This is a genomic window from Oceanobacillus sp. FSL W7-1309 (assembly GCF_038002145.1).
In the GTDB taxonomy this organism is placed as follows: domain Bacteria; phylum Bacillota; class Bacilli; order Bacillales; family Amphibacillaceae; genus Oceanobacillus; species Oceanobacillus profundus.
In genome coordinates, this window is record NZ_JBBOBX010000002.1 from 194,320 (window position 1) to 209,848 (window position 15,529).

Genomic DNA, 15,529 nt, shown 5'->3' on the forward strand with positions numbered 1-15,529 from the left:
CGTTTTCGGCTCTTTTTTAGACTAATGAATAAAGGGCGGTGAGCGGATGAAAAAAATAATTGGATATTCTGTGTTTTTGTTGGGTTTTATAGTAGTGGTTAGTGCTTGTGGCACAACAAATGAATTGGATATTTCGAGCGATGTGGACTTTGGTGAGAATGATTATGAGCAAATTGTTTCTCCTAACAATGAACTTGGATTCAACCTTTTAAGAGAAGTTGAGCCAGATGAAGATGGCAACCTATTCATGTCACCAATGAGTTTATTCATGGCATTATCCATGGTATACAATGGGGCAGAAGGTGAGACGAAAGGAGAAATTGCGAAAGTTTTGCAGGCAGAAGGGGTAGATAAGCAGGCTTTAAATCAGGCGAATGCTTCACTAATGTCTTTGCTCCACAAGCATTCAGAACAAGTTGAACTGAATATTGCAAACTCAATTTGGTTAAACGATGAATTCCAATTCCAAGATACATTTGCAGCAAATAATAGAGATTATTTTAATGCTGAAATAGAAGAGATGGATGTAAACGATACGAAGAGCTCTGAGAAAATTAATAAATGGGTAAAAGATGCAACAAATGATAAAATTGAAGACATTGTCGAAGCCCCATTAGATCCCAATCTAGTCACAATTCTCGTTAATGCAATTTACTTTAATGGGAATTGGACATATGAATTTGATAAACAACAAACTGAAAATCGAGCGTTTCATCTAGCTGACGGCACAACAAAAGATGTTCCGCTTATGTCGCTAAAGGAGAATTTAGCTTACTTGGAAAATGAAGATTTTCAGGCAATCGCCCTTCCATATGGTGAAGATGAGTCGATAAGTATGAACATATTTTTACCAAAGGAAAATACAAGTCTTAAAGATTTCCAAAGTCAATTAACAAATGAAAACTGGGAATCATGGAAATCGGAATTTCAGAAAACGGAAGGAACAATTCTACTTCCAAAATTTCAATTAGAATACGAAGCTATACTAAATGACACGTTGAGCAAGCTTGGAATGGCTGATGCATTTAACGAAGAGAATGCAGATTTCTCAACAATGATCAAATCGGAAGATCCACTCTGGATTAGCCAGGTAAAGCAAAAAACATTTATTGATGTAAATGAAAAAGGAACAGAAGCGGCTGCTGCAACTTCGGTTGAAATGGAAACAACATCCGCACCGATTGAAGAGCCATTTTATATGGAAGTTAACCGACCATTCTTTATTGCCATAACAGACGACGAAACAGACGCGATTTTATTTATGGGGCTTATTGCTAATCCGCTAGAGGGAGAATAACTTGTCTGTTAATAAAATAGGAGACTCTTTTCTTTAAAGTCCATCGAGCTGCAATTATAACTTGACGGCTCTCAATTAGAGAAAGGTTATGTAATGTGGAGTAATAAATGTAATCCTACTAGAAGCTGTGATCCAAATCGGGTTGCGGCTTTTTAGCAATTTAACAAAGATACTTTTTGGATTGACTTTGTTTGAATATTTATTATATACTATATTCAACAAAGTTGAATCAAAATAAACATAGTTGAATATAATGGTTGTAAGGTTTTCTCTGTGATTAGTATATGTGTTGATGTTAATCAATGTGTAATAAGGGAATATATTTGTAAGCGTATTCAGAACTGATATCTCTGTTTAAAATGCCTCTTTCAGGCAATATGAATTTGTTTCTAACATTGAACGGAGGGCTTGAATGAAACATTTACCGAAGTTTGTCCAATTGAAAGAAGTAGGACCACGTGACGGCTTGCAGAATGAAAAGAAATGGATTTCTACTGCTGATAAGATTGCATGGATTAATATGCTATCAGAGTCTGGTGTGAAAGAAATTGAATATACTTCTTTTGTTAATCCCAAAATGATACCCGCTTTATCCGATGCACGTGAAGTAGGAAAGCAAATCAAGCGAAAGGCGGGAGTGTTGTACTCGGCGCTTGTTCCAAATAGGAAAGGTTTAGAATTTGCGCTAGAGGCAGGAATCGATGCAGCTTCTGTTTTTATGTCAGCCAGCGAAACACATAACCAGAAGAATATTAATAAAACAATTGATGCTACGTATCCTATCCTGCATGAAGTCATTCAGGAAGCAAAACAAGCTGGCAAGCGTGTAACTGGCTATGTTTCAACCGTTTTTGATTGTCCATATGAGGGGAAAATCACTCCGGATAATGTGTTAACTGTATGCGAGCATTTATTTGCTTCTGGTGTTGATGATCTCTCACTTGGTGATACGATTGGCACTGCAGTTCCTACCCAGGTTGAGCAGCTGCTCGAGGTATTGATGAAACATTATCCAAAAGAAAAGCTGATCTTACATTTTCATGATACGAGGGGAATGGCGATCGCAAACATTATGACGTCGATGCATTATGGGATCAACCGGTTTGATAGCACCATTGGTGGGTTAGGCGGTTGTCCATATGCCCCGGGAGCAGCGGGGAATGTTGCTACAAATGATGTGCTTTATCTTTTGAATGGCTTAGGAATTGAAACAGGTATTGATGAAAAGAAAATTCAAGACGCTGGTATATTTATTCAAAATAAACTTGGGAAAATCCTGCCGAGCCGTTCGTTAGCATACTTCGCAAATGCACAGTAAACCTTATAATACCGTCACTACAGCAATCTGATTTTGCTTTGGTGACGGTTTTTCTTCTCTTGACTAGTACTTGCCGCTATCTTATGATTAAAAAAATGCATACATATGATTAGGTGGAAGGAATGAGTTCGATCGATCTTCAGAGCATAGGAAAAAAAGTGAAGCAAATACGATTACGAAATAAAAAAACCCAACAGCAAATAGCTGATGAATGTGGTATTTCAAAAAGTCTTTTATCAAAAATTGAAAATGGCCAAACAGCATCAGCGATAGCAACATTATCCAAAATAAGTGATGCATTGGGTGTACAGCTTTCCTGGGTGTTGGATGATGAAACAGAACAGAATCTTGTACTGCAGCAGAATTCTAATCGGCAATCTAAAGTAGGCGATGAAAGCATGGGGTATTCTTATGAGCTTTTAGCAAACAGATCCAAATATAGTGGGATTGAACCTACTATTGTACATGTGACCCCGAAAAATATAAACCTGCGTCAGGAAAAAACTTATACACATTCCCAGGATGAATTCATTTATATTCTTGAAGGAGCTATTCATTTGCTTTATGATGGTGAAAAGCATTATATGGAAAAAGGGGATAGTGCCTATTTTCAAGGATCTAAGCCACATCTATTTGTACCAGTGAATGATGAAGAGGCCAAAGTATTAACATGCTTTATTGATCGTGTCTAATAATTGTAATCCGAATATTAACCAGTATACGTAGGGAGGTGTATACTGGTTTTCTTTTTATTCAAAAGTTTGAGAAACATAACAAGTTAATTAGCTTAATATTACGTATTAATTACAATTTTAGAAAGGTATTTACACACTTGTTCCATACGTTTAGTTTAGAATAAGGCATGATTTGTTTTTCTAAGCGCATCTTTCCGCAATGTGATAAACCATCGAATGGAAAAACAAATAATGGGGAAGTGTTCGTATGAAAGAAGTTGCTTGGACAATTATGATAATTGTCATCATGAATGTAGTACTTGTTCCCATAGCACACGCTGATTCAAGAGAAGAATCAATGCAGATAGAGAGTGACTCTGCAATCGTAATGGATGCATCGACAGGGAAAGTCTTATATGAAAAACATGCGAAAGAGCCGATGTATCCTGCTAGTTTAACGAAAATAGCAACTGCCATTTATGCAATTGAAAACGGGAAACTTGACGAAGTTGTAACAGTGAGCAGCAATGCTAGAAAGGTAGATGGTACGACTGTCTTTCTGGAAAAAGGGGAACAAGTAACGTTAAAAAAACTCATTCAAGGATTGTTGATTAATTCTGGAAATGATGCCGGAGTTGCAATTGCGGAGCATCTGAGTGGGAATGTGAAGACGTTCGCAAAGGATTTGAATACGTATCTAACAGAAGTAATCGGAACAAAACAAACAAACTTTGAAAACCCGCATGGTTTATTTAACGAAGATCATGTAACAACAGCAGAGGACTTAGCAAAAATTACACAGTATGCGATGAACAATGATGTATTTATGGATATCTTTAGCACGAAGGAATTGGAATGGAATGGAAAAACGTGGGATACAACAATACAAACACATCATAAATTAGTCAAAGAGGAGATTCCATATAAGGGAGTTACTGGTGGAAAAAATGGCTTTGTAGCTCAATCGGGTTTTACTTTAGCGACAACTGCGGAAAGAGATGATTTAAAATTAATCACCGTCACCTTAAAAAGTGATGTTGTAGAAGATTCATATAATGATACAATCAAACTATTAGATTATGGATTTGAAAACTTTACGACATCAAGTATCCCTAAGGGGACAACTTTTACGTTTGGTGAGCAGGAATACGCCGCAACTGAGGAATTAGTTTATACACATGCACATAAAGATAAGCTTGAAGAAGAAATGGATGCAGATGGAATATTAAAATTGGTGAATGAAAATGGTGAAATAGTCAATAAATTTCAGTTAGATGAAGTTAACAGGGACAAGCCTGTAGTAGCATCGAAATCATCGAGTAATCAACCAAACATAGCTTCCATTATGGAAAGATTTTTTTCTAGTACCTATCTTTATTTAGCCTTTTTTATTGGTGTGCTTATGATCTTTTATTTTCAAGTGCGCAAGTTAAGGCTAAAAAGGCGAGATAAGTACTTTTATTAATGCATGTTAGCTTAGAAAAATAATGAATCATACGAGACGCCTGTCACAGGTCAACCTTCTTGATACATATGCTATCAGGAAGGTTTTTTTAGTTTGCGAAATTTTTAAACTGTATCATACACAACAAATTTTGTCGATCAGAATATTTTGCAATACAAGGTTTTATATTATGACGGGAGGAAAGAAAGATGAATCCGAATTATCCTTATTGGCCGAATAGGAATTATTATGAAAATACCTCTTTTCAATCCATACCAGATGGGCAGCAATCTACTTATGATTATCAGCATGCTTATCCTACAAACTCTAATCATTATGGTCGTCAGCAATCGGTAAGAGGTCAAGCTACATGGACAGACGGGGGACAAGTAACTAAGTGCGGAATGGCATGGTCAGATAATGAGTATATGACAGCAGCTGTTGGAGAAAATTCCCCATATACATGTGGGCAAACGCTTAAAATCAGAAATATTTCTGCTCCATATGGAAGAGAAATCATTGTAAAGGTTGTCGATCAAGTTGCGGGGTATCCTGCGAATCGGATAAATTTACATCGGAGAGCTTTTCAAGCGTTGGGTGTTAATCCGAGTGTTGGAGTTATCAATATTGAAATAACCCCATCTCCTCAATTGGAGCAAGAAAAATGGGGGAAATATTTGTTGGAAGTTACCGAAGTGGCGTATCCTGGTTATAATGTTACAGACTATCAATCAGTTGGGAAAACGATGATGTCTTCCACTTTAGTGAGAGAAACATATGAATTTGTATTACAATCTCCACAAGAAACATTAAGAGTACAGGGGAATGTTGTTTATAATCCGAACACCGACCGCATTGTGTCTTTTAACTTGCAGGAAGTGCAGTAAATATTGTTCACGAGTCGTAGTTTACAGGGGAAAGTCTAGTGACACCGTGTGCTTCAATTGTAAGGCATGTCAATAGATAGGGTTCTTCAATGCATAAGAATAATAATTTGGAATTCATGATTTATGAAACTGCATAAAAAGCTAGCATTATCAATAGTAGTTGAATGCTAGCTTTTTAAGTTAAATTGTATGGGAGGAATTTATGCAACAATACCCAAATTATCGTTAAATTGGATATATAATCTTAGCTGATTTACCAGCATTTTTACAATTTTGATGATTTCTACTGGTGATCGTACGTACTTAATCATGCTATCTAAACATTATTTGATAATGAACCATATTTTGAAATGAAAATTGACACACCAATAGATTTGAAAATAAAATAGAGGGTAATAATAAACTACATAACAAAAACATGAAATGAGGTAGAAGAAATGGGGTTCCATATTAATCCGTATATTATGTTGGATGGTAGAGCAAAAGAAGCGGTAGAATTTTATAAACATTCATTAGGAGCTAATATTGTTGGTATACATACTTATGGAGAAATGCCACAAAGCCCCGAATTCCAACTACCTGCTGAAGCAAAGGACCGTGTCCTCCATGCTAGATTAACGATAGGGAATACGGAACTTATGATATCGGATATTTTTCCGGGACAACCCTATCAGCTTGGATCGCAACTAACAATTGCTTTGATACCAGATCATGAAGACGAAGCGAAAGAAGTATATGAGAAGTTACAAGAAGATGGACAAGTAGTTATGCCTATGCAAGAAACGGATTGGAGTCCAGCTTATGGTCAGGTAATAGATAAATTTGGGGTTACTTGGCAAATATCAATGGAAATAGATGCAAATTAGGGATGAATTTTTGAATCACGTCATGTTTCAGCTTGAAGCTTGACGTGATTTTTATGTGCATTTTCTTGATATTCAAGCAACATTGTAGAAATATTTTTTTGTACATGTATACTAGGTATGAAATAATTTAAAGAAGGAGTTACAGCATGAGTCAACAGAATACATCGAAATCAATTCGATTATTAAATTTTATTGAAGAAAAAGGGAACAAGCTACCGCATCCGGTTACAATCTTTATCCTTTTTACGCTTATTGTTATCGCACTATCTCATGTACTCTATGTATTAGGAGTAAGTGTAAGCTTTGAAGGTGTGAATAATGAAACAGGGCAAATTGAAACACTCAACGTGGAGGCTGTTAGCCTGCTAGTACCAGAGGGCATTGCTTATATGTTCTCAAGTGTTGTCACGAATTTCACATCTTTTGTGGCTTTAGGTCCTGTTCTCGTTGCTATGCTTGGTGTAGGTGTTGCAGAGAAGAGTGGTTATATTAGTGCTCTTATGACGAATACAGTGACCAAAGCTCCAAGGAAGCTTGTCACTCCAATCGTTGTATTTATGGGCGTTATGTCCAATGTAGCAGCTTCTGTCGGATATGTCGTGCTTGTACCATTAGGTGCGATTATATTTTTAGGATTCAAAAGACATCCGTTAGCAGGGCTTTCCGCTGCATTTGCTGGAGTTTCTGGTGGTTATTCTGCCAATTTACTGTTGGGGACGAATGATCCGCTACTAAGTGGGATTTCAACCGAAGGTGCACGGATATTAGATGCTAATTACATTGTGAATGCTACAGATAATTGGTTTTTTATGGCCGTATCTACTTTTTTAGTCGTTATTATCGGTACAATTATTACAGATAAGATTATTGAGCCGAAATTAGGGAAATATACGCCTAGTGAAATCGAAGAAAATAAAAATGAAGTAACAAGTATTGAGAAAAAAGGATTATTTTGGGCAAATATTTCTATCCTAATTACAGTTGCTGTTATCGCATCACTTGTCATTCCGGAAAATGCCCCATTACGTGGTGATGAAGGAAGTATTATTGTTTCGCCATTTATGAGCAGTATTATCTTTCTAATGATGCTCATTTTTCTAGTCCCGGGTGTCGTTTACGGAATTGTTACGAGAAAGGTAAAAAATGATAAAGATGTAGCACATTTAATGACAGGTTCTTTAGAGACGATGGCAGGATTTATTGTACTCATTTTCTTTGCAGCTCAATTTGTGGCACTCTTTAATTATACGAACTTGGGAACAATCATAGCGGTAAATGGCGCTGCATTTTTACAGTCGATTAATTTTGCTGGTGCTCCATTGCTTGTTGCATTAATTTTTATTACCGCATTTATTAACCTGTTTATCGCTGCAGATTCGGCGAAATGGGCAATTATGGCACCTGTGTTTGTCCCGATGTTTATGCAGATGGGAATCTCTCCTGAAGTTACACAAGTAGCATACAGGGTGGGGGACTCATCAACGAATATCATTTCTCCACTTATGCCATTTTTCCCATTAGTTGTGGCATTTGCACAGCGCTATGGCAAGCAAAATGGAGTAGGGACAGTAATATCTCTCATGCTGCCATATTCAATAACAATTCTTATTTGCTGGAGCCTATTCTTTGTAATATGGTATGTATTGGGAATACCAGTTGGTCCAGGTACGAGTTTAACTTATTAAGAAAGGAAGTTTAAAAAGTCCGGTGAAAAATGACACATCGAATTTCTTCGTTGGCTTGCTTTTCCGCTACTCACGTATTAATTGCATACGTTCCGTTTCTCAAAGCTACGCCGCCTCGAACTTCTCGGTCCTTTTCATCCTCCTTTTTAACACATACTATTAAGAAAGGAAGTTTTAAATCATGAAAGTAACTACAACATGGACAGGTGGACGAGCGTTTGAATCAGTTGGTGATTCTGGTTATGCCACCTATATGGATGCAACAGAAGCCTATGGTGGTTTAGGTAAAGGAGCGACGCCAACTGAAATGCTGCTTGGTTCTTTAGCTGGATGTATTGGAATTGATGTAACGATGATTTTAAGACCACACCTGGAAAAAATAACTAAAATAGAAATTATTACAGATGGAACGCGTAAAGAAAAGGCGCCAAAGGGTTTCACAGCAATTGAAGTAACATTTATTGTTGATGGAGATATTGATAGCAAGAAAGTTTGGCGTGCAATTAATCTTGGTGAAGAAAAATATTGCTCTGTATCGGATTCATTAAAAGCGAAGATTGATTTTAAGCTGATTTTAAATGGAAAAGAGAGCTAATAAAGAAGGAACGGTCTGTAAAATAGACCGTTCCTCTCAATTTAATTTGAATGATCAGCTTCACTTGCAGCTAATTCATTCTCTTTTTTCGTTTCATAGCGAACACGATCAAAATCGATATCGTCAGGTAAATTGTTCTTTCCTGTGATATTCTCCAGCAAATCTTTCACATCAATACCAGAAGATGCTTTTAGGGATTCCTGTAAAGTTGACATCAGATTTGTTGCATAGCCGGTAACCTTGTTTGCCCCACCATCTGTACCGCTGCTTCCAGTATCAACAACTGTAATTTTATCGATGTTTGCAAGTGGGCTAGCAATTTCTTTCGCATATTCAGGAAGCATTTTCATAACCATATCGAGTACAGCTGCTTGACCGAACTGTTCGAATGCTTCGGCGATTTTTTCTTTTGCTTCTGCTTCTGCAATACCTTTCAGGCGAATGATTTCTGCCTCAGCTTCCCCTTGTGCGCGTTGAGAATCGGCTTTTGCAAGTCCATCTACGCGGACTTGTTCTGCTTCAGCTTTTGCTTGTGATTCAATGCGATATTGATTCGCATCTGCTTCTGCAATTTGTCTAGCCTTTTCGGCAACAGCTGATTGCTCAACTGCATAACGATCAGCATCTGCTTTCTTCTTAACCTCAGAGTCGTATTGTCGTTCACGACGCAGAATTTCTTTTTCTTCCAACTCAATTTGTTTTTGTCGTTCTATAATTTTAATTTGCATTTCTTGCTCTGTAACCTGCTGCTTCGCACGTGCAGTTTCATAGTCATAGGCTTGGTCAGCTCGAGCTTTTGCAATATCCTGTTCACGACGGTATTCAGCTGTCTTTAATTGATTTTCTTTCTCAGCTTCTGCAATTTCTGTTGAGCGTTCTAATTCAGCTTTTTGTGCGTCCTTGGCAGCTTCAGCGCGTTTGATTCGTGTTTCTTTATCCGCTTCAGCAGTTGCGATATCTGCATCACGTTTAACTTGCGCAATCCGTGGTTTACCTAATGAATCAAGATAACCATTTTTATCTTTTACATCTTTAATTGTAAAGGAAACAATGATCAATCCCATTTTTGCTAAATCCTGGGAAGCGACACGCTGCACTTCCTGGGAAAATTTATCCCGGTTTTTATAAATTTCTTCAACAGTCATAGAACCTAGAATGGAACGCAGGTGTCCTTCAAGAACCTCTTTTGCTTCATTCTCGCGGTCTGATCTGGACTTACCTAAAAATTGTTCAGCAGCTGTAGCAATTTCATTGATCGAGCCACCGATTTTAATGATTGCAGTTCCATCTGCCATTACGGGCACACCTTGCTCCGTATAGACTTCTGGGGTGGATACTTCCAGTTTACTAGATAGTAAGCTTAGTGGTTCCGCTTGTTGGAAAACTGGTAATACAAATGTACCACCACCGCGAATGATTTTAATTTTATTCCCAGCTTCATCTGTATGTACATTCTTACCACCTAAATAACTACCCGTTACAATGAGAGCTTCGTCGGGTCCTGCTGTGCGGTACTTTGTCATAAATACAGCAATAAGTGCAATTAATAGAAATACAACAATAGCAATTACGACCCAAATACCAACTGAAATACTTTCTAACATAATTTATCCTCCTTTTTTTGTAGTTGTCAGATAAGAAATTATAAAACTTTCTTATCTGCATAAGTGCAACTAAGGTATTCACCTAAAAGCCTAAAGAATCCCAAGTTTGCTAAAGTTTTTATTAAAATACTTATCCAAATGGATTAGTAGATTAAACAGAGTATTCGGCATCTAAATCTGTTTCATAAGGAACAACATAAAGAACACCGTTTTCTATTTCAATAACAAGCACTTGCATACCAGCTTCAATCGGCTGATGCTCATAAGCTGCAGCAGGCTTTGAAATCATCCCGCTTTTACTATCGATAATAATCTCGCCAAATCCATTCTCTGGAATTGGAATGATAATTTTGCCTACTCTTCCTTTTAAGGAATCCTCTGTATAGCTAAGCGATTCTTCTGCTGAGGAAATGGGAATTAAAACAAATACATTTAGCAATGTAGTTAATAAGAAAGAAAAGACAATCGAGATACCAATAATAAGCAAACTATTAAATGATGTGAGAACTTCAAAAATATAACCTGAGGCAGAGAAAAAGGTTATAAAAGATAAAATGAGAACTGGATGAACAAAGCTGATTGCCTCTGTGATGACTTCTAAAATATCACCAAATAAGAGGTAAAGAATGGTTAATATACCCGCTATAATTAGCGTTATTAAGTAAATCGTTTCGATCGGTGTATCAAATAGCATCATATGCATCCATCCCTTATTTATAGGTGCTTTACTTTATATACGAATAAACGATAATAAAGGTTTCGTAAAATTGGAAAAAAGTACTTCAAATTATGAAAAATTCGTTATGTATGAAATGAATATTGAATGAACAGGAAAAATCATACATATTAAATATATTCGAAACAATGTTTATTATCAATGATTTTATGAAATTGGGTTACAATTTGTATTTGGGAAGTTGCAAGGGAGAATGCAGGTGATTTCAATGAAGGTGATACAAGAAAGTATTAAAAGGGGAGGAGAGAGGAAGATGACCTAATGAGGATTCGATCATCATCCTGTGTATAAACTCCAATTTAGACTTAAATGTTGAAAAAATTAGTTTCCTGCAACATCTCGCTTTGTAAAGAAAATCCATGCAAGCAGCATAAATACAATATAATAGATTAAAAGCATTGTAATTGAAAAACCTAATGTCATGCCCTCGATGAATGGTGTATTTCCATCCGCATACTGACTCAAGTCTGTGTTCGCAAACAGGATATATTTTGCCCATGAGCGTTCTGCAAAAAAGAAGACAATTTGGTTTCCAACAAACATAAGGAAAATCGCTAGTCCGATTGCGAGTGCACTATTACGGAATACACTTGAAATCATAAATGCGAAGGTTGCCATCATAAGTAATATAATAAGTTGATAACCATAACCTGAAATAATCTCACCAATAACAGATACGTACTCCAAGCTGCCATTCTTTTCTAGCAATGTATATGGATTGATCCCCTCGATACCAAAGAGAATAGCACCTGTAATACCAGAGAAAATTAAGACAAATAATAGGGTGAATAAGGCGAATAATAGTACAGATACGTATTTGGAAATTAATATTTTGGTGCGTGAAATAGGACGAATCAGAAGAAGTTTAATTGTTCCCCATCTAAATTCATTCGCTATAATTCCTGCTGCAACAATAATCGTTAATAAACTTACTAAGGATAAGAGCATTTTGTTTTCCATAATAAAATGCCATGCACCATATCCTGAAGGCTGAATATCGTTTTCTAAGTAGTAATTATTTTGCTCGATCACCATCGAGTTATAGGTTTCTAAATAAGTCTCATCTTCCATTTCTTGTGTTAAATTTGCGTTTTCTTCTTCTAGCTGTGTACGCCATGAATCCGATTCATAGCTGTTTTGAATATCCCCAACTGTATTATTTAATATTCCAGTGCCAACTATAATCACAGCTAATACTATATACATAATCCATGTTGATTTCACAACGTAGATTTTTTTAAGTTCATTCGAAATAAGTTTTAAAAAATTACTCAATCGTATTCTCTCCAATCAAATCAAAGAATTTATCCTCAAGCGATGCTTTTGTAATGCTTACTTGATAAACAGATATATCATGTTTTACAAACACGTTAATAACTTTTGGTATTTTTTCCTTTTCTAGCTGGAAGAGAAGATTTGCACCCTCCAGAGCGGCTTGAATTTTAAACTCAGTTTTTAATATTTCTATTGCCTTTTCGCTAGGTGATACTTCGATTTTAACCTGCATTAAATTATCGGTTGCTACATTTTCATGTACCTGTTGGGTGGCTACGAGCTCACCGTTTTTAATAATACCAATTCGGTCACACATCAACTCGATTTCTGATAAAAGGTGACTTGAAATAATAACCGCAACGTTATTCTCCTCTGCCAATTTTCGAATGTATCTCCGGATCTCACGAATTCCAGCGGGATCAAGGCCATTTGTTGGCTCGTCTAATATTAAAATCGAAGGTTTATGTAAAAGTGCTTGTGCAATACCTAAACGTTGGCGCATCCCTAAGGAATATCTGCCAACTTTTTCCTTCATAGCCTTTTCGAGTCCGACAATTTCTACGACCTCTTTGATTCGGTCCTTTGTTATCCCAGGTATCATTCGGGCATAATGGGCTAGATTTTGTTCACCTGTCATAAATGGATACATTTCTGGGTTTTCAACAATTGCTCCAACCTCGCGTACAGCTTCCTTATAGTTGGATTTAATACTATTCCCTTGGATGAGGACATCACCATCTGTTAGCTTCATCAACCCAACCATCATTCGAATCGTTGTTGTTTTTCCCGCACCATTTGGACCAATAAAGCCAAACACCTCTCCTTTTTGGATTGTAAAAGAGAGTCCTTTAATAATTTCTTTCTTGCCAATTGTCTTCCGTACATCAACTAACTCCATTGCTGCTTCTGACATTGATTAATACCCCTTTTCTTATTTCTTGATAGGTTGTACGTTGAACGAAGATTAGAAGTTTCATATTTTGTATATTTTTATAAAAAATTCAAGAAAAATGTGGTAATGTTATCTATGGGAGTGATTGTAGGAATATTTATAAAATTAATGTTATTTAATCTCTCGCTGTTTGTTAAGCTTATCTCCTAAGTACAAAGAAAGGATTGTCTATATGAAAAATAAGCTTGTGGAATTGCAAAAAAGAAATAATTTTTCAGGAACAATTATTGTTAAAGATAGCAATGGAATGAATGTGGAGCTTAGTTCAGGTTATGCTAATCGATCAGACAAGCTGAAAAACAAACAAAATACGAGGTACGGTATTGCATCCGGCTGTAAGCTTTTCACAGCAATTGCAATTTCTCAACTTGTCCAAGCTGGTAAATTAAGTTTTGAAGAAAAATTAGAAAATACAATTGATGTTGTCTTTCCGCATTGGGATGATTCCATAACAATTCATCATCTGCTAACACATACATCCGGAATTCCAGATTACTTTGATGAAGAAGTTCTGGATGACTTTGAAGCTTTATGGAAAGAGACACCGATGTATATATTGCGTCGTCCAGCTGACTTTTTGCCACTATTTCAAGATAAGCCGATGAAAGGCAAACCAGGGGAAAGGTTTCATTATAATAATGCTGGTTATATATTATTGGGACTTGTAGTTGAAAAGGTGAGTGGGCAGCAGTTTACCGACTATGTACATGAACATATTTTTCAACGAGCTGGCATGTTGAATTCGGGGTATTTTTCTTTTGATGCACTTCCGGCAAGAACTGCCTTCGGTTATATTGATGAGGTGGATGGGTCGTGGCGCACGAATCTGTATTCTTTGCCGATTCGCGGAGGCTCAGATGGAGGTGCATTTGTCACAGCACCAGATATGATTAGGTTTTGGCATGCATTGATTCATCATGAGCTACTTGATGAATCTTTTACGAAAAAGCTATTGACACCTTTTGTTCATGAAGAAGATAGCACATATTATGGTTATGGGATATGGATAGCAAAAGAACCAGAAGGAATTGTGAAATATCACATGATGGGCTATGATCCAGGTGTTAACTTTCACTCAGCGTACTATCCAACTCATGAAATTACATTTGTTGCATGTTCCAATGTATCATCTGGGGCATATAAGGTGATGGAGGTACTAGAAGAGGTTATTAATAATTAACTTACTGTAAAAGCTAATAGTACAAAATTAATAGCAGTTGTACCAAGTAACACATCAATTATAAGACCGAGTCACACAATGATTTGGTCTTTTATTTTGGCTATATAACTTTTATAAAGGTATACCATCTTAAAACAGCGTAGTAAATCGTAATCGTGCTAATTCTGTCATCTGATTTTTAAATATATTCTTTGTTAATCATCCATTAGTCGATACTGCATACAAGAATATGAATTCTATATCAAAACTTTTGGCAAGCAATTTGAACAGTAATAAGTGTTACACAATGGAAAGTCTAAAAACTAGTCTTGAACCCTTCAATTGTAAAGTCAATCATTTTTGAGGCAATAAAATATGTTATTAATGAATACATTGCTCTATCCCAACCGAAAACAAAACCTGCACTGAAAAAAATAAAAACATTAATAAACAAAACAACCTTACCAACAGAGAAGGGTGTCTTTCGATTAAGTAGAATTCCCAAAATTTCTGTACCATCAAGAGAACCACCGGACCTGATTACCATTCCAACACCAACTCCTAAAAAGGCTCCACCAAAAATTGATGCCAGTAATGGATTTTCAGTTGGAACAGGTACGTTCAATAGAAAAAGTGTTCCTAGTGATAAAACGCTTAATCCAAATAAGGTAGTTACCACAAATTTTTTACCGATTTGCCTATAACCTAAATACAGGAAGGGAACGTTTAATATCAACAAAAATAACTCTAATTTAATGCCCGTTAAATAGGACATTATTATTGAAATTCCAACGATCCCACCATCAATGATATTATTCGGAACTAAAAAAATCTCCAATCCAAATGAAACTAAAAGGGCTCCTAAAGTAACCAAAAGGGAACGTACTATTAGTTTCAATATCGGAAATTGGTTTCGTTCCATCCTGATATTTTTTAAAGGGAGGAACTTGATTATGAAGAATGCCGGTAGTAAAAAACCAACTGTTTCTCCAATGAGCGCAACAATCCTAGACCAACCATAAGGGACAATGTAACCA

The 15,529-nt window shown here is 36.4% G+C and carries 13 protein-coding genes and 1 pseudogene; 9 read left to right on the top strand and 5 right to left on the bottom strand.

The features are described 5' to 3' along the window. The first annotated feature begins 46 nt into the window (after nt 1–46). The 8 genes from NST46_RS13625 to NST46_RS13660 all read left to right on the top strand — a co-directional run bounded on the left by NST46_RS13625 (nt 47) and on the right by NST46_RS13660 (nt 8,766). Nucleotides 47–1,297, top strand: coding sequence for a serpin family protein (locus tag NST46_RS13625; protein ID WP_341137380.1), 1,251 nt, complete (start codon nt 47–49; stop codon nt 1,295–1,297). Between the two features lie 412 nt (nt 1,298–1,709). Next, a complete protein-coding gene (locus NST46_RS13630) occupies nt 1,710–2,615 on the top strand; it encodes a hydroxymethylglutaryl-CoA lyase (RefSeq protein WP_095311455.1) in 906 nt (301 codons plus the stop codon). Between the two features lie 122 nt (nt 2,616–2,737). Further along, the gene (locus NST46_RS13635) at nt 2,738–3,307 is read left to right on the top strand and encodes a helix-turn-helix domain-containing protein (RefSeq protein ID WP_095311457.1); all 570 of its coding nucleotides are present in this window, start codon (nt 2,738–2,740) and stop codon (nt 3,305–3,307) included. 250 nt (nt 3,308–3,557) lie between these two features. Next, complete coding sequence (locus tag NST46_RS13640) at nt 3,558–4,754, top strand: D-alanyl-D-alanine carboxypeptidase family protein (protein ID WP_251659125.1); 1,197 nt, start codon at nt 3,558–3,560, stop codon at nt 4,752–4,754. A 188-nt stretch (nt 4,755–4,942) separates the two neighbouring features. Next, on the top strand, nt 4,943–5,620 hold the full coding sequence (locus tag NST46_RS13645) for a DUF3889 domain-containing protein (RefSeq protein ID WP_341137381.1): 678 nt from the start codon (nt 4,943–4,945) through the stop codon (nt 5,618–5,620). 437 nt (nt 5,621–6,057) lie between these two features. Next, nucleotides 6,058–6,486, top strand: a complete 429-nt coding sequence (locus NST46_RS13650; protein ID WP_341137382.1) for a VOC family protein — start codon at nt 6,058–6,060, stop codon at nt 6,484–6,486. A 146-nt stretch (nt 6,487–6,632) separates the two neighbouring features. Further along, nucleotides 6,633–8,171: an AbgT family transporter gene (locus NST46_RS13655; RefSeq protein WP_341137383.1), complete on the top strand. Its 1,539-nt coding sequence runs from the start codon at nt 6,633–6,635 to the stop codon at nt 8,169–8,171. A 181-nt stretch (nt 8,172–8,352) separates the two neighbouring features. Beyond that, the gene (locus NST46_RS13660) at nt 8,353–8,766 is read left to right on the top strand and encodes an OsmC family protein (RefSeq protein ID WP_341137384.1); all 414 of its coding nucleotides are present in this window, start codon (nt 8,353–8,355) and stop codon (nt 8,764–8,766) included. Nucleotides 8,767–8,807: 41 nt separating this feature from the next. Here NST46_RS13660 and NST46_RS13665 read toward each other — a convergent pair whose 3' ends face one another. The 4 genes from NST46_RS13665 to NST46_RS13680 all read right to left on the bottom strand — a co-directional run bounded on the left by NST46_RS13665 (nt 8,808) and on the right by NST46_RS13680 (nt 13,294). Then, on the bottom strand, nt 8,808–10,370 hold the full coding sequence (locus tag NST46_RS13665) for a flotillin family protein (RefSeq protein ID WP_095311494.1): 1,563 nt from the start codon (nt 10,368–10,370) through the stop codon (nt 8,808–8,810). Nucleotides 10,371–10,521: 151 nt separating this feature from the next. Continuing rightward, a complete protein-coding gene (locus NST46_RS13670) occupies nt 10,522–11,067 on the bottom strand; it encodes an NfeD family protein (protein ID WP_095311496.1) in 546 nt (181 codons plus the stop codon). Between the two features lie 360 nt (nt 11,068–11,427). Continuing rightward, nucleotides 11,428–12,381 carry an ABC transporter permease gene (locus NST46_RS13675; RefSeq protein ID WP_341137385.1) on the bottom strand — a complete coding sequence of 318 codons (954 nt, stop codon included), beginning with the start codon at nt 12,379–12,381 and terminating at the stop codon, nt 11,428–11,430. Then, a complete protein-coding gene (locus tag NST46_RS13680) occupies nt 12,374–13,294 on the bottom strand; it encodes an ABC transporter ATP-binding protein (RefSeq protein ID WP_341137386.1) in 921 nt (306 codons plus the stop codon). The genes NST46_RS13675 and NST46_RS13680 overlap by 8 nt, the downstream gene beginning before the upstream one ends. 211 nt (nt 13,295–13,505) lie before the next feature. On the opposite strand from NST46_RS13680, the gene NST46_RS13685 reads away from it, so the two are divergent. Further along, entirely contained in the window at nt 13,506–14,513 is a 1,008-nt protein-coding gene (locus NST46_RS13685; protein ID WP_095311500.1) for a serine hydrolase domain-containing protein, read from the top strand. A gap of 301 nt (nt 14,514–14,814) precedes the next feature. On the opposite strand, the pseudogene NST46_RS13690 reads toward NST46_RS13685, so the two are convergent. Further along, a pseudogene (locus NST46_RS13690) lies at nt 14,815–15,414 on the bottom strand (YitT family protein); the annotation flags it as partial. Between the last annotated feature and the right edge of the window lie 115 nt (nt 15,415–15,529).